A 22,647-nucleotide genomic window follows, 5' to 3' on the forward strand; every position below is an offset into this window, starting at 1 on the left:
GAGCAAACTTACGAATTCTGCACCTATCTATTCCAAGCCGCCTCACATAATATCTGAGAAGCCGTATAAACGCCCTTCCACCTTTACCGGCACCCTATAACCATAGGCGAACTAAAATATAGCCCTGCCTGTTATGCTACAAGGCCCGGGCTGCCGCATCACCGCCAGGAAGAATATTTTTACCCGAATTTGCTTTTCAATATGCTCGTAAATATTTAATACAAGCCATCGGTGCACAATATTTGTGTATATAATGAATTTGTAGTAAATTTGCAGCAATATTTCCAAGAAGCTGAGGGGACACGAAGTCCCCTTCTTTATTTCTTAACCGTTTGCTATGGCACTTACCGCAAAGAATATAAGAGCGATGGCGGAGGCTAGCTTGCCGGAGGGCGAACTGTTTATTGTGGATGTGGCCGTGTCGGATTCCCCGGCCAGGCCAAAGGTTACCGTGCTGGCCGATGGCGAGCAGGGCATCACGATAGACCAGTGCGCCACCATCAGCCGCCGCATCAACAAACAGATAGAGGAGCAGTTTGGGCCGGAGCTGGCATACGTGCTGGAGGTAAGCTCTCCGGGCGTAGACTTCCCGCTCACGCAGCCTCAACAATTTAAGCGCCACACCGGCCGCAGCCTGAAGGTAAAATTACAGGACGGTACCGAGAAGACCGGCAAGCTGGAGGAAGTGACCGAGGCTGGTCTCAACCTGATGGAGGAAGTAAAACAAAAAGGAAAAAAGGTAACGTATGTGCCTGTGCAGATACCCTTCGGGGACATTGTAAAAGCAAATGTTGTAATCTCATTTAAATGATAAGATAATGAACAGTTCAGTCCTGATCGAGTCGTTCGCCGAATTTGCGAAATTCAAGAACATAGACCGCCCGACCATGATGCGCATCCTCGAGGATGTGTTCCGCACCATGATCCGCAAGAAGTGGGGCACCGATGAGAACTTCGACATCATCCTGAATGTGGAGAAGGGAGACCTGGAGATCTGGCGCAACCGCGAGATCGTGGACGACAACTCCGAGGACATCTGGGACACCGACAAGATCAGCCTTACGGATGCCCGTAAGATTGAGCCTGACTTTGAGGTAGGCGAGGAAGTGTCGGAGGAGGTGAAGCTGGAGGACTTTGGCCGCCGCGCCGTACTGACAGCTCGCCAGACGCTGATCCAGCGCATCAAGGACATGGAGAAGGAGTTGCTGTTCCAGAAGTATAAAGACCTGGTAGGTGAGATCATTTCCGGCGAGGTGTACCAGGTATGGAACCGCGAAGTGTTGCTGCTGGACCAGGAAGAGAACGAACTGCTGATACCGAAGGCCGAGCAGATCCCGAAAGACCGTTACCGCAAAGGCGACGTAGTGAGAGCGGTGGTGCAGCGCGTGGAGATCGTGAACGGTAACCCGAAGATCATTCTTTCCCGCACCTCCCCTGCTTTCCTGGAGCGCCTGTTCGAAAACGAGGTTCCGGAGATTTTCGATGGCCTGATCGCCATCAAGAAAATCGTGCGCGAGCCGGGCGAGCGTGCCAAGGTAGCCGTAGAATCCTTTGATGACCGTATAGACCCGGTAGGCGCCTGCGTAGGCATGAAGGGTTCCCGTATCCACAGCATCGTACGCGAGCTGGAGAACGAGAACATCGACGTGATCAACTACACGGAGAACCTGGAGCTCTACATACAGCGTGCCCTGAGCCCGGCTAAGATCAGCAGCATGAAGATCGACGAGGAGAGCAAGCGCGTATCGGTGTTCCTGAAGCCAGACCAGGTGTCGCTGGCCATTGGCAAAGGCGGGCAGAATATCAAGCTGGCCAGCCGCCTCGTAGACATGGAGATCGACGTATTCCGTGAGTCTGAGTCTTATGAGGAAGATATCAGCCTGGAGGAGTTCACGGATGAGATCGAGGATTGGGTGATTGCAGAACTGCGCCGCATCGGCTTAGACACCGCCAAAAGCGTGCTGGCCGTAACGAAGGAAGATCTGCTGCGCCGCACGGAGCTGGAGGAAGAGACCATCGATGACGTGCTCTCGATCCTCCGCGAAGAGTTGGAAGAAGAAGACAATCAATAGTTGTGAGTTGTGCTCTGTTAGGCTAATTTTGAAAAAGATTGCCCAGGGCACAGCTTATACCTTCTACATAAGGCAACTATACTTTATAATACGAACAACAAGACAGCATATTAGAACAAAATGGCAGAAGAAAAAACAAGGAGGCTTAAACAGGTTGCGACTACTTTAAACATTGGTACATCTACGATTGTGGATTACCTCTCTGCTAAAGGGTTTGAGGTGGAAAATAAGCCAACCACCAAAATCACGGCAGAGCAGTTCAATATGCTGGCTAAGGAGTTCGCCGCGTCTATGCAGGAGAAGCAGGAAGCGGATGAGATCTATATTGGCAAAAAGCCGCAGAGCAACCAGGTGGTAGAGTCGGAGCCTGCCCACGAGCCGAAGAAGGCAAGTGAGCCAGAGGAGGAGATCCTGATTAAGAACGCGAAGAAGCCGGAGGCCCCGGCAGCGCCTAAAAAAGAAGAGCCTGCCGCAGAGCCAGCCTCTAAGTTGCCAGGCATCAAGGTGCTGGGTAAAATTGAGCTGGATGCCAAAGGCAGGCCGGTAACCAAGCAGCCAGAGCCAAAACCAGAGGCGCCAAAAGCAGAAGAGAAACCAACTCCTGCCCCAGCCCCTGCCCCAACTCCGGCACCGGAGGCCCCTAAGGCGGAGGCGCCTGTACAGCCGGCCAAGCCGGCAGAGGCACCAAAAACCGAGGAGCCAGCAAAACAGCCGGAAGCCCCTGCTGCACCAGCCGCGAAGGCTGCTGAGGCGCCTGCCACGCCTCAGCAGCCGGAAGCGCCGAAGCAACCAGAGGCCCCAGCCCAGCCAGCCGCTGAGAAGCCGGCTGCACCAGCACCAAAAGAGCAGCCAGCCGCAGAGAAGGAGCCACAGCAACCGGCCGCACCTGCAGAGGCTAACAAAGGCACAGAAACAAAAGAAGACATAGAAACGATTACAGCAAAAGCAGACCAGCTAAAAGGTCTAACTGTACTTGGCAAAATCGAACTGCCAGTAGAGTCGCGCAGAAAAGGCGCCAAGCCCGTTGCCTCGTCCGACGATCGCAAGGGCAAAAAGAAGAAGCGCAAGCGCATTATGGTGGCTACAGAAGGTGGCCAGCCAGCAGCCGGAGGTCAACAAGGCCCAGGACAAGGCCAGAACCGCCCGATACAGCCAGCCCAACAGCAAGGTGGGCGGCCGGATCGCGGCCCTCGACCGGGAGGCCCAGGCAAGCCGGGCAAAGGCAGGCCAGTTAGAGCTGAGAAAACAGAAGTTACGGATAAGGAAATCCAAGAGCAGATTAAGGCAACGCTTGCCAAACTGAGTGGCGGCAAAGGAGGCGGTGGCAACCGCGCCAAATACCGCCGCGAGAAGCGCTCGGCTATTGCCGACGCTACCGAAGAGCGCCGTATGCAGGAGCAGGCAGAGTCGAAGACCCTGCGCGTAACCGAATTCGTGTCGGCAAATGACCTGGCGGCCCTGATGGACGTGAGCGTGAACGACGTGATCAAGGTATGTATGCAGTTGGGCATGTTCGTGTCCATTAACCAGCGCCTGGATGCGGAGGCCATCACTATTATTGCGGATGAATTCGGCTACAACGTTGATTTCATCACATCGGAAGAAGAGCAAGGCCTGGAAGAAATCGTAGAGGAGAATGCGGAAGACCTGGAAGAGCGCGCCCCTGTTGTTACCATCATGGGCCACGTCGACCACGGTAAAACATCCCTGCTCGACTACATCCGTCGTGCCAACGTAACAGCCGGTGAGGCCGGTGGTATTACCCAGCACATCGGTGCCTACAAGGTACAGACAGAGAGCGGGCGTACTATCACCTTCCTGGACACACCTGGTCACGAGGCCTTTACGGCGATGCGTGCCCGTGGTGCCAAGGTAACGGACGTTGTTATTATTGTGGTAGCCGCCGACGACTCGGTGATGCCGCAGACAAAAGAGGCGATCAACCACGCGCAGGCAGCCGGTGCTCCGATTATCATCGCCCTGAACAAGATCGATAAACCGACCGCCAACCCGGATAAAGTGCGCGAAGAACTCGCCCAGATGAACATCCTGGTGGAAGAATGGGGCGGTAAATACCAGTCGCAGGAGGTATCTGCCAAGACCGGACTCGGTGTAGCAGACCTGCTGGAGAAAGTATTGCTGGAGGCTGAACTGCTGGAGCTTAAGGCAAACCCTGAGCGCCAGGCCGTCGGCACCGTGATCGAAGCTTCGCTGGACAAGGGCCGTGGTTACGTGGCCACTATGCTGGTACAGACCGGTACCCTGAAAATAGGCGATGTGGTGCTGGCCGGTTCTCACTACGGTAGAGTAAAAGCCATGACCGACCATCGTGGCAAGAAGATGAAGGAGGCCGGACCATCTACCCCGGTACAGTTGCTGGGTCTGGACGGAGCGCCACAGGCAGGTGATAAATTCCTGGTAATGGACTCTGAGCGTGAAGCCAGAGAGATCGCCTCCAACAGATCGCAGGTGCAGCGCGAGCAGAGCCTGCGCACACGTAAGCACATTACCCTGGATGAGATCGGTCGCCGTTTGGCAATCGGTACGTTTAAGGAGCTGAACGTGATCGTGAAAGGTGACGTGGACGGCTCGGTGGAAGCCCTGTCCGACTCGTTGCTGAAGCTTTCTACCAACGAGGTGCAGGTAAACATCATCAGCAAGGGTGTGGGTGCCATATCAGAGTCTGATGTGCTGCTTGCCTCCGCCTCCGATGCGATCATCATCGGCTTCCAGGTTCGTCCGTCGCTGAACGCGCGCAGGCTGGCAGAGCAGGAGCAGATCGACGTGCGCCTGTACTCCATCATCTACGATGCGATCAACGAGGTGAAGGACGCCATGGAAGGCATGCTTGCCCCAACGCTGAAAGAAGAGATCGTGGGTAACGCAGAAGTGCGTGACGTATTCAAGATCAGCAAGGTGGGTACCATTGCCGGCTGTATGGTGACGGATGGCACCATCCAACGTAACTCTAAGGTACGCCTGGTGCGCGATGGCATTGTGGTGCTGGACGGTGAGATACTGGCCCTGAAACGCTTCAAGGACGATGTGGCCGAGGTAAGACAAGGCTACGAGTGCGGTATCAGCCTGAAAGGCTACAACGACATCCAGGTGGGCGACATCATTGAGGCCTATGTGGAGAAAGAAGTGAAACGTACGCTGTAGTAGCTGGCGTAAATTATAGATACAAGTATAAAAGTCCCCGGTGGCCAAAAGCTGCCGGGGACTTTTTGTTTGCAGTGGGTTATACTTTAGAAAAGCAGGGATACACAATACTGTTATCAAATCACAAATACAATGCCCCCGCACGCCTCCGGCGGGTGTGAGCTATCTGGCGGACTCTGGCTGCTTTAGTCTGTGCTTCTGAGTACAGGTAGCGGGACGCCACCGATGACGCGCACTCGCCGGAGGCGAGCAAAGGCACTGGGAGACGCACAACCAACTGAATGGTAGTATAAGATTTATACTTTGAGAGGGGGGACATGCCGGACTGGGGAAGTATACATACCAAAGCGTTCTTAAGATGGAGTGATGATACCATGTATGATCATCCGCTACCCCGTATTGATGGAGGACTATTCCGCTATGACTTACCCGGACTAGCGGAAGCTGGTGGTTAATTCGTAGGGAAAGGGCCTTGCAAAGTATGAACCAAGTATAAACCAAGTATAAAAGCAGCCCCTGCCATACTTCCACAGCATCACAAAGTATAAAAATAAAAGGGCTGCCCTGTTAGAGCAGCCCTTTATACTTTACATATAGGATGTTTTTCTAAACTATTGGCCGTCCGGCCCTTTGAGCAGGCCCATGCGCTTTAACCTGCCGCGGTCGCGCTTGCGTTTTTTCATCATCTTTTCTTCCTTCTTCAGGATCTCTTTCATGCGCTTGCTGTTGGCAATTCTCCTTTTAGCAAAGCTGGACCTAGCCTCGCCTTCGTACGTATTATAGCGGGCATCCAGGCCCTCTGCACGGCGGCCCACAGCATCTACCGAAGTGCCCTTGTTCTCAGCTTTGGCTGTACCCCAATAGGCATCCTTACCACTCTCACTACTTAGCGAAGACTGGGCTTTGGCCTCTGAGAAACAAAGTACAATTCCAAGAGAAAACAACAACAGAAATAATTTTTTCATAACAGCTTGTTAACGTTTCATGTATAGAACGCAAACAGGTTCTAAAAGTATACATTTTTTGCTAAACGCAAAGCTGCTATAGAAAATTCCTGCTATTTAAATTTGTACGATACCCCTATGCCCAACGTCTGCTTCACCTGCAGACGGGGGCCGCGCCCGTCCACTTTGTCGTCGCTGTTTCGGTCTACGTCCACTTTTACATCATCGTCATAAATCATATGGGCGAAAAGACTGGCCGACACCACTTTATTCACTTTAAAGTTGACGACGTTCTCCCAGTTCAGGTCCACGTTCTCCGGCTCGCGCAGGTAATTAGAGAAGAGATCCAACTTCGACTGAAGGGTGATGTTCTTGAGCACCTCCTTCTTGTAACGCACGTTCACATAGCCACCAAATTCCCGCCGCAGGTGCTCGCCTGTGCCGGGAATTCTATTTCCCTCGGCACCCTTCCGGGCGGGTTCCACGCCAAAGGCCCCCTTATCGGCCAGCATCTGGCTGGCCACAACAGTAAACTTGCCCGTAAACGGGGAAATAAACACCGACAGCCTCTCGTTTGGCTTGTAGTCCATACCCAGTGAGGCAAGTATGGACGCCGGGGCGAAGAAATTAGAGCGCAGGGTGTCGCGCGTAATGGTGTAGGTGGGGGTAAGCTGCGTTTTCAGGTTCATCTGTGCGGTATAGAACCAACGCTTGGAGGCGCGGTAGCCATACTTCAGGTTTAGCTCCATCTTATCATCGCTCTTCTGCACACGCCTCCCCTCCAGCTTCACCAAGCCATAGGTTAGGTCCAGCGCGTTGTTCCAGGTGCTTTTGCCCTGCTCGTAGTTAGCATACAGGCTGGCATTGCCCAACACTGATACCGTGTTTTGCCCGCCGGCCGCCCAGTTGGAAAGGCTAACCTGGCTGAAGTTCACGGTCCCTATCCCCCCGAAATCCCAGAGATTAACCGCTGCAGCGACAGGAACTTTGGTAACGGGGCGCTTGGCAACGGGAGGTATGGCGGGAAGAAGCGCTGTGTCAGCGGGAAGCAGGAGCACAGGGCGTTTGAGAGCAGGGGGCACGAAGGCAGGGCGCTGTGCCAAGGCACTCAGGAAAGAGGAAGCAAAGACAAGGGTAAGAAGAACTGTGAAAAGTCGGCGGAAATGAAAGAGCATGATGAATAACTATACTTAATCCGATTTGTTAGAAGAAGCGGCGCAAGCATACGCAGGATTGTTATTTATCTCTGTGCGCTCGTCCGCGACCGGGCTGCAAAGGCCCCGGCTGTTCCGGATTGAACTAAATCCTTATATTTGTGACAAAGAAAAAAGATTCTGACAAGAATTGAAACCTAGAACTATGGCAATATACGAAAACCTGCTGCTCGACCAGCAAAACGGTATCCTCTTCATCACCATTAACCGCGCCGACAAAATGAACGCGCTCAACATCGAGACCATCAGAGAGATCAGGAATGCGATGCAGCAGGTGTATGACGATGCCAGCATTAAGGGTGCCATCATTACAGGTGCGGGCCCCAAGGCTTTTGTAGCTGGCGCCGACATTACCGAGATAGCCGAGCTGAGCGAGGTGACGGCCCGCAGCTTTGCCGAGCGGGGCCAGGATGTGTTCGCCATGATTGAGCGCAGCAACAAGCCCGTGATTGCCGCTGTAAACGGTTTCGCCCTGGGCGGTGGCTGCGAACTGGCGATGGCCTGCCACATGCGCGTGGCTTCAGAGAACGCACGCTTCGGCCAGCCGGAGGTGAACCTGGGCCTGATACCGGGCTACGGCGGCACGCAGCGCCTGACGCAGCTGGTAGGCAAAGGCAAAGCTATGGAGCTGATGATGACCGCTGACATGGTGAACGCCCAGGACGCGCTGCAGCTTGGCCTGGTAAACCACGTGGTGCCGCAGGAGCAGCTACTGGATAAGTGCGTGGAGATCATGGAGAAGATCATGAGCAAGGCGCCGCTGGCCGTTGGGCTGGTGATCGAGTGCGTAAACGCGGTCTATACAAAAGACGAGGATGGCTATCAGACGGAGGCGAACGCCTTTGCCCGCTGCTGCACCTCCGAAGACTTTGTAGAAGGCACCAGTGCCTTTATAGAGAAGCGCAAGGCCGACTTCACCGGAAATTAAGTATAAGAACAACCTCCCCGACCCCGAAACAGAACGCATGAGTATAGCCAAGAAATTGGTCGGGCAAACTGCTGCCTACGGTTTAAGCAGTATTGTTGGCAGAGCCCTGAACTACCTGCTCGTGCCGGTGTATACCGCCGTTTTCCTGCCGGCAGAGTATGGCGTGGTGTCTTACCTGTACGCCTTCGTAGGCTTCTTCAACATACTTTATACCTATGGTATGGAGACGGCCTTCTTCCGGTTTGCCAACAAGCCGGGGGCAGACCAGCGCAGGCTTTACAACCAGGTGCTCAGCCTTATCCTCGGCTCCAGCACCGTGTTTACGACCATCCTTATACTTGCCTCCGGGGCTATCGCCGATTATAAGGATTACTCCCCGCAGGAGCAGAATTACATTGTCTGGCTGGCGCTTATACTTGCCATCGATGCCATCGTGGCCATACCCTTTGCCTGGCTCCGGCTGCAGAACAAGGCCGTGAAGTTCGCCTCCATCAAGCTGGCAAACATACTTATTACGGTGGGCGCCAACCTGTTCTTCCTGATTGTGTGCCGCAGCATTTATGAGGGGGAGTACCTGCAGGAGCTAAGGCCGCTGGTGTCGTACATTTATAACCCGGACCTGGGGATTGGCTACATCTTCCTCATCAACCTGGTGGCCAATGCGCTGCTCATACCCTTGCTGTGGCGCGAGTTCAGCATTTTCCGGTTTGAATTTAACAAGGAACAGCTGCGCCCCATGCTCACGTATGCCTACCCGCTGCTGTTTATGGGCATGGCCGGCATGGTAAACGAGGTGATAGACCGTATACTCCTGGAGGAGTGGCTGCCGGAGGGCTTTTACCCGCAGCACAGCAACGCGGCCGTGGTGGGTATCTACAGCGCCTGCTATAAGCTCTCCATCTTCATGACGCTGGCTATACAGGCCTTCCGATACGCTGCCGAGCCGTTCTTCTTCTCACAGGCACAGGACAAGAACTCTCCCCAGACGTTTGCCCTCATCATGAAGTGGTTCGTGATCGTCTGCGCGTTTATCTTTCTCTTTATCTCCGCCAACCTGGAGGATTTTGCCCTGTTTCTGCGCAACCCGGCTTACCGCGAAGGCATTATGATCGTGCCGGTACTGCTGCTGGCCAACCTGTTCCTGGGCGTGTACTACAACCTGTCGGTGTGGTTTAAGCTAACGGACAAGACAACGTATGGCACCTACATCAGCTTCGGCGGCGCGGCCATCACCATCCTCTTCAACCTGCTGCTCATACCTGTTATCGGCTACATGGGCTCGGCCATTGCCACGTTGATCTGTTACACCAGCATGGCTGCGGTCAGCTACGTGCTAGGCCACCGCCACTACCCTATCCCCTACCCGGTAAAAACCATACTGGCTTATGTGGCGCTGGCGGCGGGGCTGGTGTGGCTGGCCTTAGGAGTTGATATCGAGGATTTTTGGCTGCGCCACGCCTACCATCTGGCCATCTGCGCGGCCTTCCTGATCATAGTATGGCTGCGGGAGCGCTCCCGCCTCCTTAAACTTTAATGCATATATTTAGAGATGAAGAACAACAAGAACCTGCCGGTTAACGTCATTAACCAATCGAAGCACGTTTTACCGAGCTACCAAACCATACATTCTGCGGGCATGGACCTGCGGGCAAACCTGGAGGCTTCTGTTACGTTGAAGCCACTGCAGCGCGCGCTCATCCCAACCGGCCTTTTCATAGAGTTGCCGGAGGGGCACGAGGCGCAGATACGCCCCAGAAGCGGCCTGGCCTACAAGCATGGCATCTCCATCGTGAACAGCCCGGGTACCATCGATGCCGATTACCGCGGCGAGATAAAGGTGCTGCTGGTTAATCTTTCGGACCAGGATTTTGTGGTGGAAGACGGCGAGCGCATCGCCCAGATGGTGGTGGCAAAGTATGAGCGCGTGGAATGGCAGGAAGCTGCCAGCCTTACCGACACCGAGCGCGGCGCGGGCGGCTACGGCAGCACGGGAGTGAAGTAGGCCGTTGATCGATAATCGTTGCTCGTTCATCGCCCACAAGTATAAGTCCGGTTAACGAGCACCGAACAACCAACAACGAATCCAAAAACTGCAGCAAAGCGCTGTAGGCTCAACATAAAACCTAGATACATAAAAAACAGCTATGAGGATTATTATACCGATGGCCGGAATGGGCAAGCGCATGCGCCCGCACACACTTACAGTTCCGAAACCACTTATACCTATTGCGGGCAAACCCATTGTGCAGCGCCTGGTGGAGGACATCGCCAAAGTATGCCAGGAGCCCATTGAGGAAGTGGCTTTCATTATCGGCCATTTTGGAGAGGAAGTAGAGAACGACCTGCTGGAGATCGCCGCCAAGATCGGCGCCAAGGGCACGATTGCATACCAGGAAGAAGCTTTGGGCACGGCCCACGCCATCCTTTGCGCCAAGGAGTCACTGGAAGGCAAAGTGGTGGTGGCCTTCGCCGACACACTTTTCAAGGCCGATTTCCAGCTCGACACCAACGCCGACGGCACCATCTGGGTGCAGCGCGTGGAGGACCCGCGCCCGTTCGGCGTGATCAAGCTCAACGAGAACAACGAGATCACCGACTTTGTGGAGAAGCCGCAGGAGTTCATCTCAGACCTAGCCATTATCGGCATCTACTATTTCCGCGACGGGGCTTACCTGCGCGACGAGCTGCAGTACCTGCTCGACAACAACATCAAGGATAAAGGGGAGTTCCAGCTAACGAACGCCCTGGAGAACATGAAGAACAAGGGCACCCGGTTTATACCTGCCGTTATCTCTGAGTGGCTCGATTGCGGAAATAAAAACGCAACCGTTTATACTAATCAACGCTATTTAGAGTATATAAAGGATGAGGAAGGCCTGGTGGCCTCGTCGGCGAAGCTGGAGAACGCAGTGATTATCCCGCCTGTATACATTGGCGAAAACGCCCAGATCATCAACTCGGTGGTCGGCCCGCATGTTTCGATAGGCAACGGCACAAACGTAACCAACTGCGTGGTGAGCAACTCCATTATTCAGGAGAACACCACCCTCAAAAACGGCAACGTTGCAAACTCAATGCTCGGCAACTTTGTTGTGTACGAGGGGCGCCAGTCTGACCTCAGCCTTGGCGACTACAACACACTTGCGGAGTAACACATGACAACATTCAGAAACTTTATACTTGCCACCTGCTGCCTTGCCTTACTTGCCACAGGCGAGAGCACGGCGCAATCCTCAAAAAAGAAGAAGAAAGCCAAGGCCGCCCAGGAGGCTCCTGCACCACCCGTAGAGGTGCAGGCCCCCAGCGAGCGCGACAGGCAGGTGAGCGAGGCCATGTTTCTGGATGGAATGAGATATTTTATGCTGGAGGACTACCAACAAGCCCTCCAGCTTTTTCAAAAAGCCTATACCGTAACCCCCAATAACGCCGCCCTGAATTATAAGATCGGCGAGACGTACCTGCACCTGAAAGAGCCGAAGTCGGCCATGCCCTTTGCCCAGGCAGCCGTTAACCTCGAGAAGAAAAACGCCTATTATTACCTGCTGCTGGCCCAGCTGCACACCGAACTGCAGCAGTATGATGCCGCCGCACAGGCCTTTAACGCCCTTTTGGCCAACGTCCCCAACTCGAACGAGTACCTCTTCAACCTGGCTGATCTGTACCTTTCACAGTCGCGCTACGACGATGCGCTGAAGACGTATGATCGCATCGAAAAGGAATTTGGCGACATGGAGCAGCTGCTGGTAAACCGCCAGCAGATATACCTGCGCCAGAAGAACGTGGACAAGGCCATTGCCGAGGGGGAGAAGCTGCTGAAGGCCTACCCTACCGAAATTCGTTATTACCTGTCGCAGGCAGAGCTGTACAACGCCTCCCGCCGCCCCGAAGATGCCATCCATACCCTGCACAAGGCATTGCGCCTGGAGCCGGGCAACCCGTTTGCCCACCTCATGCTCTCTGACCTGCACCGCCAGAAAGGCGAGCTGAAGGAGTCGGAACGAGAGGTAAAACTGGCTTTTGCCAGTAGCGAACTCGATATCGACACGAAAGTGCGCATCCTGGTGGACTTTATCCGCCAGCTGCCTAACCCGCAGATTGAGCCCGTGGCCCTGGAACTGGTGGATTTGACGATTGAAAAGCACCCGGAAGAAGCCAAGGCCTACGCCGTGGCCGCCGACCTGCAGACCATTGTTGGCAAAAAGCAGATCGCCCGCGATAATTACCTGAAGGCCGTGAAGCTGGATGATTCCCATTTTAAGATCTGGCAGCAGATTGTGTTGCTCGATGCCGAGCTGGAGCAGCCTGCTGAAATGGTAAAGCATGCTGAACAGGCGCTGGAGCTGTTTCCGAACCAGGCGGTTTTCTGGTTCTACAGCGGCACCGGCCACCTGATAGAGAAAAACTTTGAGAAGGCCGTAAAGGCCCTGGAGTATGGCAAACGTCTTTCGGTGGGTGAGCCGGAGCTGGTAATGCAGTTTAACATGCAGCTAGGCGATAGCTATAACTCCCTGAAGGACTACAAGAAGTCTGACGCCGCTTACGAAGCTGTGCTGGCGCAGGACGCAGATAACGAGCATGTGCTCAACAACTACAGCTATTTCCTGTCGCTGAGGGGCGAGAGCCTGGAGAAGGCCCGGCAAATGTCAGAGCGGCTGGTAAAGCAGCACCCGACCAACCCCACTTACCTGGATACCTACGCCTGGGTGCTGTACAAAATGGGCAATTACACCGAGGCCCGCAAATACCTGGAGCAGGCCGTGGCCATCTCTGACGATGCCACCATCGTGGAGCACTACGGTGATGTGCTCTTCAAGCTGGGCAAGAAAGAAGAAGCCGTAAGCCAGTGGCAGAAAGCCAAGCTGAAAGGGGAAGCCTCCGCCTTTATCGACCGAAAGATAAAAGAGAAAAAACTTTATGAGTAAGCATCTATTGCTTTTCGTATGCGGCTTACTGCTGTTGGCAAGCTGTAAGAAAGATACTGTCCCTACCTCCGCCACCGCCTCCACCACCACCGTTGGCGCCGTAAAAGTAGAGAACCTCGACTTTACCTACCTGACCAGTAAGAGCCAGGTCACCCTCAACGACAGGAACGACAATCTCTCCTCTGGTGTAAGTATACGTATGCAGAAGGACAGCGTGATCTGGGTATCGGTGTTACCAGGCCTGGGTATTGAGGCCGCCCGCATGATGTTAACGCAGGACTCGGTATACTTTATGAACCGCCTGAAGAAAGAATACGCCGCCACCGATTACCGCTTTCTGCGCAACAAGCTGCAGGTAGACGTGAATTTCGATGTGCTGCAGGCTATACTGTTGGGCAACTACCAGTCCACGGGCTCGGAGAAAGTGCTGAACCTAGAGGCCCGCCACCATGTGCAGCAGCAGCGCCAGAACCTCACCCTCGATTATTTTATCAGTGCCCTGAACAACAAACTGGAGCAACTCAACGCCAGAGACAATAACACCGGCAACACCATCACGGTAAAGTATAACAACTTCACGCCTATCGGCCAGGTACCTTTCGCGTATGAGCTGGTAGCGCAGGTGCTGCAAAAGGGCCAGGTGTCTGACTTTACCCTGAAGCACAGCCGCGTAACCGTTTCTCAGGAGCCCCTCACTTTTCCGTTCGGCGTACCCGGCGACTATACCCACCTGAGCTTTAATTAAATCTCCGGCCCCAGTTGGTTCTTCCGTTTTAGATTCGCCATATTTGTAAACTGAGAGTAGAAGAACCATACGTTTTGATGAAGGCCCTTTACAGATTAGCCTTTTTCTTCTTTCTGCTGAGCCTGCCACTAGTCACCGTGGCTCAAAATGCAAAATCCAAGGCGCAGCTGGAGAAGGAGAAAAAGGAGAACCTCACCCGTATAAAAGAAGCAAACCGCATTCTGCAGCAAACAGCCAAGCAGAAGCAGGCTTCCATTGGCCAACTTAACGCCATCAAGGAGAAGATCACGGTTCAGCAGGGGGTGATTGCCAACATCTCCCGGGAGATTAACCTGCTTGAGTCTGACGTAAAGGAGACAGAGGGCATTGTAGGAGCACTACAAAACGACCTGCAAAAGCTCAAGGAGGAGTATGCAACCATGGTATACGCCGCCTCCAAGACAGCCAACAGCTACAATAAGCTCATGTTTTTGTTCGCCGCTGACTCCTTTAACCAGTTTGTGATGCGCCTGCGCTACCTGCAGCAGTACTCCGAAGCCCGCAAGAAGCAGGTGGAGCTGATAAGCAAGGTACAGGCAGCCCTGAACGGGCAGCTGGCTGTGCTGGAGTCCAAGAGAGAGCAGAAGCAAAGCCTGCTAAGCAAGCAACTGGCCGAGAACAAAAACCTGCAAAGCCTGCAGCAGCAACAGAATACCATGATCTCGCGCCTGAGCCAACAGGAAAGTAACCTGAAGAAAGAAGTGGCAGAGCGGCAGCAGGCTGTAAAGAAACTGGACAACCTGATTGCTGACATTGTGCGCGAGGAAATTGCCCGGGCGGCCAGAGCAGCGCGCGCGGCAGGCAAAGAAACCAGCGGCAGTCCCAACAAAGTAACCCTTACGCCCGAGGCAGCGCTCATCTCCTCCTCCTTCGCCGGAAACAAAGGCAGGCTGGCCTGGCCTGTGGAGCGTGGCTTCATCTCGCAGAAGTTTGGCCGCCACAACCACCCGGTGCTCAAAGGCGTGGTGGTAGAAAACCGCGGTGTAGACATACAAACGGCACAGGGATCTGCCGCACGTGCCGTTTTTGAGGGGAAAGTACTTACAGTAGCCTCCGTACCAGGCATGAACAACATCGTGATGGTGCAGCACGGCGAATACTTTACTGTATATGCCAAACTAAAGACGGTAACAGTAAAGCCAGGGCAGGATGTGAAGCTTAAAGATACAATCGGCACAGTGTATACCGACAGCGACGGCACCACAGAGCTACAGTTCCAGGTTTGGAAAAACAGCTCGAACATGAACCCTGAAAGCTGGATAGCCAAGCCATAACAGAAGATACGCTGGCCCTCAGGTCTCAAAAATCGAAGAAGCCACAGCTATCGCTGTGGCTTTTCTTTTAGGCTCCGCCTCCCCCAGGCGAAGCCAGACTTAAATAACTAAAGGCCGTTTCTGTTAAAACCCAGAACAGCACTGTGCAAAAATAAAAAAACACCCCACAGTGCAGGGTGCCTTTCCAAGCTATGAAAACAAACTTAATATTTATATCTATGAGCAGCCCTGAAGGCACTGCTGAGATTTCATTTCGCTAAATTACAACCTCGTTTATAAAAATGCAACATTGAGGCAAAAACTAATTGCTGCTAGTAAGCATCTTTGTATAGCTATACTGCTATTTAAGAGTAAGGTTTCAGAGTTCTGCTCTTTATTTCTGAAACATGCAGAAATGCAATAAAGTTGCACCTGAGGAAAAAAGTTAGAAGCTGCTCCGCTAACCACACTTAAGGGTAAAAAGGCGCAATTCTTCCTATACCCGATTTCTGGCACAACAAGTTTTATACCATAAGGAGACCGAAAATCAAACAGCTGAGTTACAATAATTTATACGTAAGCTCAAAGAACCTGCTTCCTTTCCTGGGACAAAACAGAAGCATTATCTCTATAAAATGGAAAGTGGTGCTTAGAACTTTCCTGCTCCCTGCCGAACTTACACCTGGTAATTCGGCTCCTTTTTACAACAAGTTCTATACTTACACTTAACTTAAGGCGTTTTAAACTTATCCCGACTGATGTGGGTTAATTAAAATATTAACCCTAATTTTGTAGCACAACTTTAAACATTAAAGACATGGGTATCACTAACATTTTCTTATTTATTGGAGGCTTGGGCGGCACGGAAGTAGTCCTGATTCTGTTTGCAATTCTGTTGCTGTTCGGTGCTAAGCGTATCCCTGAGTTGGCTAAAGGCCTTGGCCGCGGCATTCGTGAGTTTAAAGATGCCACTAAGGAGATCAAGAGCGACATCGAGAATTCGGTGAAAGACGACAGCACTACCAAATAAGCTCTTCCCGCCAAAAGCATAGTTTTTAAGGTAGCTTATGTGCCTTAATTATATTTTCCTCTTCTTGGGAGACCTGGGGGGAGGTGAGATGATGGTCATCATGACCGCCATCCTTTTGCTGTTTGGCGCAGATAAGCTCCCGAGTATTGCCCGCTCTTTTGGCCGTGGCATGCGGGAGTTCAAAGATGCGGCAGACGAGATTAAACACGATCTAGAGCAATCCATTAAAGACGATCCTAAGTCCAAAAAAGGTTGAGACAGTATAATTCGCTTCGCGACATCCGCACAGACATTGCCAATGGCCAGGTTTCGTGCAGGCAACTGACAGAGCAGTATCTCCGCAACATCAGGGAGAAGGCTGAGTTGAACGCTTTCCTGGAGATTTTTGAGGAAGAGGCGCTGGCCCAGGCCGACGCCGTTGACAGGAAGCTAGCCAACGGCACTGCCGGCAAGCTGGCAGGTATGGTTATAGGCATAAAGGACGTGCTGGCCTACGAGGGCCACAGCCTGCAGGCATCCAGCCAGATCCTGAACGGCTTTAAGTCGCTTTACACTGCCTCTGCAGTACAACGCCTGCTCGCTGAGGACGCCATCATCATTGGCCGCCAGAACTGCGATGAGTTTGCCATGGGTGCCTCTAACGAAAACTCCTCTTTCGGCAACGTGCTGAACGCCGATGACCCTACCCGTGTGCCGGGCGGTTCTTCGGGAGGCTCAGCCGTGGCCGTGCAGGCTGATCTTTGCCTGGCCTCTATCGGCTCTGATACAGGTGGATCGGTGCGCCAGCCGGCGTCATTCTGCGGTGTTATCGGCCTTAAGCCTACCTATTCCCGCATTTCCCGCTATGGCCTTATCGCCTACGCCTCTTCTTTCGACCAGATTGGCCTGATTACGAAGGACGTGGAGGATGCGGCCCTGCTACTGGAGGTAATAGCCGGTGCCGATGGCATGGACAGCACAGCCAGTCAGCGCGAGGTGCCGGCCTACAGCCAGCTATTGCAAACAGACAAAAAGTATAAGATCGGCTACATCCGCGACTGCTTTGAGCGCGAAGGACTGGAAACCGAAGTAAAAGATGCCATCCTTGGCGTAAAGGACATGCTGCGCGACGCAGGCCATGAGGTAGAGGGCGTGGATTTCCCATACCTTGACTTTATGGTGCCCACCTACTACATCCTCACCACGGCGGAGGCCAGCTCAAACCTGGGCCGCTACGACGGCGTGAAGTATGGCTACCGCTCCGATAATGTAACCGACCTGACATCGCTGTACAAGAAGACAAGGGCCGAAGGCTTTGGAGCGGAAGTACAGCGCCGCATCGTGCTGGGAACCTTTGTGCTCAGCGCCGATTATTACGACGCCTATTACACTAAGGCGCAAAAGGTGAGACGCCTGATCAAAGAGAAGACTGATGAGTTGCTTCAGCAATATGATTTCCTTATATTGCCTACCGCTCCTACCACCGCTTTTAAAATAGGAGAGAATACAGCGAACCCATTAGCCATGTACCTGGCTGACATCTTCACGGTTCAGGCCTCACTTGCAGGCGTGCCAGCCATCTCTATACCGGTTGGTCGCGATGCCAACGGCCTGTCCATCGGGTTGCAGTTAATGACCCGCTCATTTGAGGAGCCGCAGCTGCTGGCTTTCTCAAATTACATCCTGGACAAGATAACCGTTGACGCCTAAACCTTGACATGACTTACAGCAAATTCCTAACATTGCTTACGGCTATGGCTGGTAGCATCTGCGCGTTTAACGCCAGTGCTACTGCCCATAGCCGTTTGCTTGAGGCGCCCTCCGCTTTCGGCGACTCCCTGTCCGTTTCAACGGACTCTCTAAGATCAAGGACCACTGCCATCCTAGCAGACACCAGTGTGCAGATGCTCTCGTCAGAAGAACTGGCCCTGATGGTGGAGGTGGTTCCAAACGAGCCGGATGATGTGATCGCAGACAGGTTAAGCTGCCTGGAATCGGACATTCCGCTGGTATACAACGATTTTGTAAGGAATTTTATCGATTACTTTACCATCCGCAACCGCAAGTATACGCGCACCATGCTCACGCGCGAGAACGTATACTTTCCGCTTTTCGAGAAATACCTCAAGAAGCACAACATGCCGGATGAGCTCAAGTACCTGGCCATCGTGGAGTCGGGCCTGAACCCGCTGGCACAGAGCCCCGTGGGGGCAGCCGGGCTTTGGCAGTTCATGAAGCCCACTGGCCGCGAGTATGGCCTGCACCAAACCCAGTACATCGACGAGCGCCTGGACCCGGAGAAGTCCACAGAGGCGGCCATGCTGTTTCTGCGCCGCCTGCATAAGTACTACGGCGACTGGGAGCTGGCGCTGGCGGCCTATAACTGCGGCCAGGGCAACGTAAACAAAGCCATTCGCAAGGCTGGCGGCAAGAAATCCTTCTGGGATATTTTCCCATACCTGCCCCGCGAGACAAGAGGCTATGTACCTAGTATGACGGCCGTGCGCTATGCCATGCACTATGCCGGCGAGCACAACATTTTCTCCGACTCTATACTTTACCAGCCCGAGGTGGCTTACCTGGAGGTAAAACAGGAGCTGGAGCTGGACAGGCTGGCTGCCGAGCTTCACCTCAGCCCGGAGCAGCTGCTCGCCCTGAATCCGGAACTAAAGAATAACACCATACCCGGCAACAAGTATAAACTGCGCGTTCCTTCCACCAGGGCCACTCTGCTGGCCACCGCCGAAGACCAGAGCTGTATACTTTTAGCCGCGGCCTCTGCCCCACTCCGGCAAAACACGCCGGAGCAGGCCCCTGTCCTGCTGGCGTCCGCCAGAACGGAGGCTCCGGTAAAATCATCTGAGGTAAAGTATACCGTACAACCCGGCGATAACCTGATCAGCATTGCCAGAAGGCATAACGTGACGGTGGACCAGCTGAAGGAATGGAACAACCTGAACAGCAGCTACATTAGGCCAGCACAGGAGCTTCAGATCATACAGCAGGGGCAGGCCACCACGACCGTGCTGGCTTCCAATACACAGGCAAAGGCTGACTCCAGATCAGTGGTAGAGAAAAAGGAGCTGATCCATCATGTGCAGCCGGGCGACACGCTCTGGCAGATTTCACGCAAGTATGACGGCATCAGTGTGGAACAGATAAAAAAGCTGAACAAGCTAAAGTCTAACAACCTGAAGCCTGGTCAGAAACTGATCCTGAGCTAGGCTGCCGCACCACCCGCTACACCAGGAGCACCTTCCGCACGGAAGGTGCTCTTTGTTTATACTTTGCCGGCGGGGCTTTCAGGTTAAAAAAACAACATTTTCTGCACTCCTGACTTTTGCACCGCTTATCTTTGGAGGCTCGGTTTGGATTAACGGCAATTTCTTATAAAATTAGTAGTTACCCCATGCAGCAGGGGGAAAAATCAAAGAAGCGTAGGCTAAACTGAGACAGCTTACTACTTACAACAACACAACATGATTAAAGTAAACAAAGAGGACGCCCTGAACTACCACATGGACGGAAAGCCCGGGAAGATTGAGGTAGTGCCAACCAAGATGGTGAGTACGCAGCACGACTTAGCACTGGCCTACTCTCCGGGTGTTGCAGAACCTTGCAAAGAGATTTTCGCTGATAAGGATAATGTATACAAGTATACTGCCAAGGGCAACCTGGTAGGTGTCATCTCGAATGGTACCGCTGTTTTGGGCCTCGGCAACATAGGCCCGGATGCCTCTAAACCGGTGATGGAGGGGAAAGGTGTGCTCTTCAAGAAATTCGCAGGGATAGATGTGTTCGACATTGAGATCGATAGCACCGACCCCGAGGAGTTTATCCGCATTGTGAAGTCGCTGGAGCCCACGTTTGGGGGCATTAACCTGGAGGATATCAAGGCACCGGAGAGCTTCAAGATCGAGAACGCGCTGAAGACGCAGATGAACATCCCGCTGATGCACGACGACCAGCATGGGACCGCCATCATCTCCTCCGCGGCTCTCTTAAACGCGCTGGAACTGGTTGGCAAGAAGATCGAGCAAATCAGAATGGTGATCAACGGCGCCGGCGCCGCCGCCATTGCCTGCGCCAAGCTGTACGTGGCCCTCGGTGTGAAGATAGATCATATCGTGATGTTCGACAAGGAGGGCATCATCCGTCCGGAGCGCAACGACCTGGATATCTACCGTGCGCAATTCGTGACCACGCGCAAAATTACCACGCTGGAAGAAGCCATGCAGGACGCCGACGTGTTCGTGGGCCTTTCTGCCGGAAACGTGCTGCCACCGCAGTACGTGCAGCTCATGGCCAACGACCCGATCATTTTCGCCCTGGCGAACCCCGACCCGGAGATCCCTTATGAGGTAGCGATGGCCACTCGCGAGGACCTGATCATGGCCACCGGTCGCTCCGACCATCCGAACCAGGTAAACAACGTGCTGGGCTTTCCCTACATTTTTAGGGGTGCGCTGGATGTGCGCGCTACGGAAATCAACGAGGCGATGAAACTGGCAGCCGTGCGTGCGCTGGCGGAACTGGCGAAGGAGCCCATTCCGGAGATCGTGAACAAGGCCTACGGCGACAACACCATCAGTTTCGGACGCTTCTACCTCATCCCTAAACCGCTGGACCCGCGCCTGATCACGACCGTATCACCGGCAGTGGCAAAGGCAGCCATGGAGAGCGGCGTAGCCCGCAAGCCCATCACCGATTGGGAAGCCTATGAGCAGGAGTTGAAGGAACGCATCGGCATAGACCAGAAGCTGATGTCGCGCATTACCACGCAGGCCAAGAAAGACCCGAAAACAGTGGTGTTTGCCGAGGCCGACAACTACAAGATCCTGAAGGCGGCACAGATCGTGCAGGAGCAACGCATTGCTACGCCTATACTTTTGGGCAACCCGGAGCGCATCAAAGCCATCATCAGGGAAAACAACATGGACCTGCACGGGGCACGCATCATAGACCCGCAGGTGGAGGAGGACAAGAAGAAAGAGTACGCCCAGATCCTTTACCAGAAGCGCCAACGCAAGGGCATCACCCTGTTCGATGCGCAGCGCCTGATGCGCGACCGCAACTACTTCGGAAGTATGATGCTACACAACGGCGAGGCCGATGCGCTTATCTCCGGCCTTACCCGCGACTATTCCAAAACCATTTCGCCGGCGCTGCAGGTGATCGGTGTGGAAGAAGGTATAAACAAGGTGGCCGGCATGTACATTGTGCTGGGCCAGAAGGAACCTTACTTCTTTGCCGACACCACGGTTACGGTGAACCCTACTGCTGACGAACTGGTGGACATCATCGGTCTGACGACCCGTACCGTGCGCTTCTTTGATACCGAGCCGCGCGTGGCCATGCTTTCGTTCTCCAACTTCGGCTCTGTGCGCGGCGATATCCCGGACAAAGGGGCCGAAGCAGTGCGGAAGGCCAAACTGCGCTACCCGGACCTGCTGATAGACGGGGAGATGCAGGCCAATACGGCCCTGAACAAAAACCTGCTCCGCGAGCACTATCCGTTCAGTGAACTGGCCGAAAAAGGGGCGAATACCTTGATTTTTCCGACGCTCACCTCGGGCAACATTGCCTACAAGCTGCTGCAGGAAATAGGTGGCGTTGAGGTGATTGGGCCTGTGCTGATGGGCATGCGCAAACCAGTGCATATCCTGCAGTTAGGCTCTTCCATCCGCGACATTGTGAACATGGTGTCCATTGCTGTCGTAGATGCTCAAAACTATAACGATCAACATATATAGATGATAGCCTATATCGATGGCAAACTGACACACAAAGATCCAACCTACGTCATTATCGAAGCTAGTGGCGTAGGGTATCAGATCAAGATTCCACTCAGCACCTATTCGTCGTTGCCAGGTGGGGAGCGTTGCAGGCTGCATACGTTCCTGCATATTAAGGAGGACGCCCATACGTTGTACGGCTTTACCACGGTGGCTGAGAAAGAAGCGTTCCTGCACCTGATCTCCATCTCCGGCGTCGGGCCCAATACGGGCCTGATGATCTTGTCTTCGCTGTCGGTGGAGGAGATACAGCAGGCTATTGTGCGGGAGGATGTACGTACCATTCAGCATGTGAAAGGGATAGGCGCTAAAACGGCCCAGCGCATTATCCTGGAACTGAAGGACAAGTTGAAGAAGGAAGTGCTTTTAACCGATGCTCCTGTCTCTGCTGCGGCACACAATACCAACCGTGCCGAGGCGTTATCAGCATTGGTGACCTTGGGCTTTGCGAAGAACGTTGCAGAGAAAACTTTGGACGCAATCATTAAGCGCGAGGGCAGTGGCCTGAGCGTAGAGGAATTAATTAAGTTTGCGTTGAAATCTTCATAAGAGAGAACACCCTAT

The 22,647-nt window shown here is 53.6% G+C and carries 18 protein-coding genes; 16 read left to right on the top strand and 2 right to left on the bottom strand.

All coding sequences use genetic code 11. The features are described from left to right. Window positions 1-337 precede the first annotated feature (337 nt). From OH144_RS15045 to infB, 3 genes are all read left to right on the top strand, one after another. Window positions 338-811: a ribosome maturation factor RimP gene (locus tag OH144_RS15045; protein ID WP_266203099.1), complete on the top strand. Its 474-nt coding sequence runs from the start codon at window positions 338-340 to the stop codon at window positions 809-811. A 7-nt stretch (window positions 812-818) separates the two neighbouring features. Then, window positions 819-2,072 (top strand): transcription termination factor NusA, encoded by a 1,254-nt coding sequence (nusA, locus tag OH144_RS15050; RefSeq protein ID WP_266203100.1) that lies wholly within the window; start codon window positions 819-821, stop codon window positions 2,070-2,072. Window positions 2,073-2,192: 120 nt separating this feature from the next. After that, complete coding sequence (gene infB, locus OH144_RS15055) at window positions 2,193-5,234, top strand: translation initiation factor IF-2 (RefSeq protein WP_266203101.1); 3,042 nt, start codon at window positions 2,193-2,195, stop codon at window positions 5,232-5,234. A 611-nt stretch (window positions 5,235-5,845) separates the two neighbouring features. Here the strand turns inward: infB and OH144_RS15060 are convergent. Beyond that, window positions 5,846-6,199 (bottom strand): hypothetical protein, encoded by a 354-nt coding sequence (locus tag OH144_RS15060; RefSeq protein WP_266203102.1) that lies wholly within the window; start codon window positions 6,197-6,199, stop codon window positions 5,846-5,848. Window positions 6,200-6,291: 92 nt separating this feature from the next. Continuing rightward, a complete protein-coding gene (locus tag OH144_RS15065; RefSeq protein ID WP_266203103.1) occupies window positions 6,292-7,353 on the bottom strand; it encodes a DUF3078 domain-containing protein in 1,062 nt (353 codons plus the stop codon). Window positions 7,354-7,537: 184 nt separating this feature from the next. On the opposite strand from OH144_RS15065, the gene OH144_RS15070 reads away from it, so the two are divergent. The 13 genes from OH144_RS15070 (at window position 7,538) to ruvA (ending at window position 22,632) form a co-directional block, all read left to right on the top strand. Then, window positions 7,538-8,320 carry an enoyl-CoA hydratase/isomerase family protein gene (locus OH144_RS15070; RefSeq protein WP_266203104.1) on the top strand — a complete coding sequence of 261 codons (783 nt, stop codon included), beginning with the start codon at window positions 7,538-7,540 and terminating at the stop codon, window positions 8,318-8,320. A 37-nt stretch (window positions 8,321-8,357) separates the two neighbouring features. Further along, the gene (locus OH144_RS15075; protein ID WP_266203105.1) at window positions 8,358-9,854 is read left to right on the top strand and encodes a lipopolysaccharide biosynthesis protein; all 1,497 of its coding nucleotides are present in this window, start codon (window positions 8,358-8,360) and stop codon (window positions 9,852-9,854) included. Window positions 9,855-9,869: 15 nt separating this feature from the next. Beyond that, the gene (dut, locus tag OH144_RS15080) at window positions 9,870-10,322 is read left to right on the top strand and encodes a dUTP diphosphatase (protein WP_266203106.1); all 453 of its coding nucleotides are present in this window, start codon (window positions 9,870-9,872) and stop codon (window positions 10,320-10,322) included. A 142-nt stretch (window positions 10,323-10,464) separates the two neighbouring features. After that, on the top strand, window positions 10,465-11,472 hold the full coding sequence (locus OH144_RS15085) for a sugar phosphate nucleotidyltransferase (protein ID WP_266203107.1): 1,008 nt from the start codon (window positions 10,465-10,467) through the stop codon (window positions 11,470-11,472). Window positions 11,473-11,475: 3 nt separating this feature from the next. Beyond that, on the top strand, window positions 11,476-13,242 hold the full coding sequence (locus tag OH144_RS15090) for a tetratricopeptide repeat protein (protein ID WP_266203108.1): 1,767 nt from the start codon (window positions 11,476-11,478) through the stop codon (window positions 13,240-13,242). Continuing rightward, window positions 13,235-13,987 carry a DUF4292 domain-containing protein gene (locus tag OH144_RS15095; RefSeq protein WP_266203109.1) on the top strand — a complete coding sequence of 251 codons (753 nt, stop codon included), beginning with the start codon at window positions 13,235-13,237 and terminating at the stop codon, window positions 13,985-13,987. The genes OH144_RS15090 and OH144_RS15095 overlap by 8 nt, the downstream gene beginning before the upstream one ends. 77 nt (window positions 13,988-14,064) lie before the next feature. After that, a complete protein-coding gene (locus OH144_RS15100) occupies window positions 14,065-15,300 on the top strand; it encodes a murein hydrolase activator EnvC family protein (protein WP_266203110.1) in 1,236 nt (411 codons plus the stop codon). Window positions 15,301-16,096: 796 nt separating this feature from the next. After that, window positions 16,097-16,309 carry a Sec-independent protein translocase subunit TatA/TatB gene (locus tag OH144_RS15105; protein ID WP_266203111.1) on the top strand — a complete coding sequence of 71 codons (213 nt, stop codon included), beginning with the start codon at window positions 16,097-16,099 and terminating at the stop codon, window positions 16,307-16,309. A gap of 37 nt (window positions 16,310-16,346) precedes the next feature. Continuing rightward, entirely contained in the window at window positions 16,347-16,565 is a 219-nt protein-coding gene (locus OH144_RS15110) for a Sec-independent protein translocase subunit TatA/TatB (protein WP_266203112.1), read from the top strand. Continuing rightward, window positions 16,562-17,998 (top strand): Asp-tRNA(Asn)/Glu-tRNA(Gln) amidotransferase subunit GatA, encoded by a 1,437-nt coding sequence (gene gatA, locus OH144_RS15115; protein ID WP_266203113.1) that lies wholly within the window; start codon window positions 16,562-16,564, stop codon window positions 17,996-17,998. The genes OH144_RS15110 and gatA overlap by 4 nt, the downstream gene beginning before the upstream one ends. Before the next feature lie 8 nt (window positions 17,999-18,006). Further along, window positions 18,007-19,512 carry a lytic transglycosylase domain-containing protein gene (locus tag OH144_RS15120; protein WP_266203114.1) on the top strand — a complete coding sequence of 502 codons (1,506 nt, stop codon included), beginning with the start codon at window positions 18,007-18,009 and terminating at the stop codon, window positions 19,510-19,512. 255 nt (window positions 19,513-19,767) lie between these two features. Beyond that, complete coding sequence (locus OH144_RS15125; RefSeq protein WP_266203115.1) at window positions 19,768-22,041, top strand: NADP-dependent malic enzyme; 2,274 nt, start codon at window positions 19,768-19,770, stop codon at window positions 22,039-22,041. Next, a complete protein-coding gene (gene ruvA, locus OH144_RS15130; RefSeq protein ID WP_266203116.1) occupies window positions 22,042-22,632 on the top strand; it encodes a Holliday junction branch migration protein RuvA in 591 nt (196 codons plus the stop codon). The last annotated feature ends 15 nt before the right edge of the window (window positions 22,633-22,647 follow it).

The organism is Pontibacter kalidii (assembly GCF_026278245.1).
Lineage (GTDB): Bacteria > Bacteroidota > Bacteroidia > Cytophagales > Hymenobacteraceae > Pontibacter > Pontibacter kalidii.

What these genes read in the sequence shown, in the direction of transcription:
- OH144_RS15060 (WP_266203102.1), bottom strand. Translation starts at nt 6,199, where the DNA reads ATGAAAAAATTATTTCTGTTGTTGTTTTCTCTTGGAATTGTACTTTGT.
- OH144_RS15125 (WP_266203115.1), top strand. Translation starts at nt 19,768, where the DNA reads ATGATTAAAGTAAACAAAGAGGACGCCCTGAACTACCACATGGACGGA.
- ruvA (WP_266203116.1), top strand. Translation starts at nt 22,042, where the DNA reads ATGATAGCCTATATCGATGGCAAACTGACACACAAAGATCCAACCTAC.
- dut (WP_266203106.1), top strand. Translation starts at nt 9,870, where the DNA reads ATGAAGAACAACAAGAACCTGCCGGTTAACGTCATTAACCAATCGAAG.
- OH144_RS15065 (WP_266203103.1), bottom strand. Translation starts at nt 7,353, where the DNA reads ATGCTCTTTCATTTCCGCCGACTTTTCACAGTTCTTCTTACCCTTGTC.
- nusA (WP_266203100.1), top strand. Translation starts at nt 819, where the DNA reads ATGAACAGTTCAGTCCTGATCGAGTCGTTCGCCGAATTTGCGAAATTC.
- OH144_RS15090 (WP_266203108.1), top strand. Translation starts at nt 11,476, where the DNA reads ATGACAACATTCAGAAACTTTATACTTGCCACCTGCTGCCTTGCCTTA.
- OH144_RS15120 (WP_266203114.1), top strand. Translation starts at nt 18,007, where the DNA reads ATGACTTACAGCAAATTCCTAACATTGCTTACGGCTATGGCTGGTAGC.
- OH144_RS15070 (WP_266203104.1), top strand. Translation starts at nt 7,538, where the DNA reads ATGGCAATATACGAAAACCTGCTGCTCGACCAGCAAAACGGTATCCTC.
- OH144_RS15105 (WP_266203111.1), top strand. Translation starts at nt 16,097, where the DNA reads ATGGGTATCACTAACATTTTCTTATTTATTGGAGGCTTGGGCGGCACG.
- OH144_RS15085 (WP_266203107.1), top strand. Translation starts at nt 10,465, where the DNA reads ATGAGGATTATTATACCGATGGCCGGAATGGGCAAGCGCATGCGCCCG.
- OH144_RS15100 (WP_266203110.1), top strand. Translation starts at nt 14,065, where the DNA reads ATGAAGGCCCTTTACAGATTAGCCTTTTTCTTCTTTCTGCTGAGCCTG.
- OH144_RS15075 (WP_266203105.1), top strand. Translation starts at nt 8,358, where the DNA reads ATGAGTATAGCCAAGAAATTGGTCGGGCAAACTGCTGCCTACGGTTTA.
- OH144_RS15045 (WP_266203099.1), top strand. Translation starts at nt 338, where the DNA reads ATGGCACTTACCGCAAAGAATATAAGAGCGATGGCGGAGGCTAGCTTG.
- OH144_RS15095 (WP_266203109.1), top strand. Translation starts at nt 13,235, where the DNA reads ATGAGTAAGCATCTATTGCTTTTCGTATGCGGCTTACTGCTGTTGGCA.
- infB (WP_266203101.1), top strand. Translation starts at nt 2,193, where the DNA reads ATGGCAGAAGAAAAAACAAGGAGGCTTAAACAGGTTGCGACTACTTTA.
- OH144_RS15110 (WP_266203112.1), top strand. Translation starts at nt 16,347, where the DNA reads ATGTGCCTTAATTATATTTTCCTCTTCTTGGGAGACCTGGGGGGAGGT.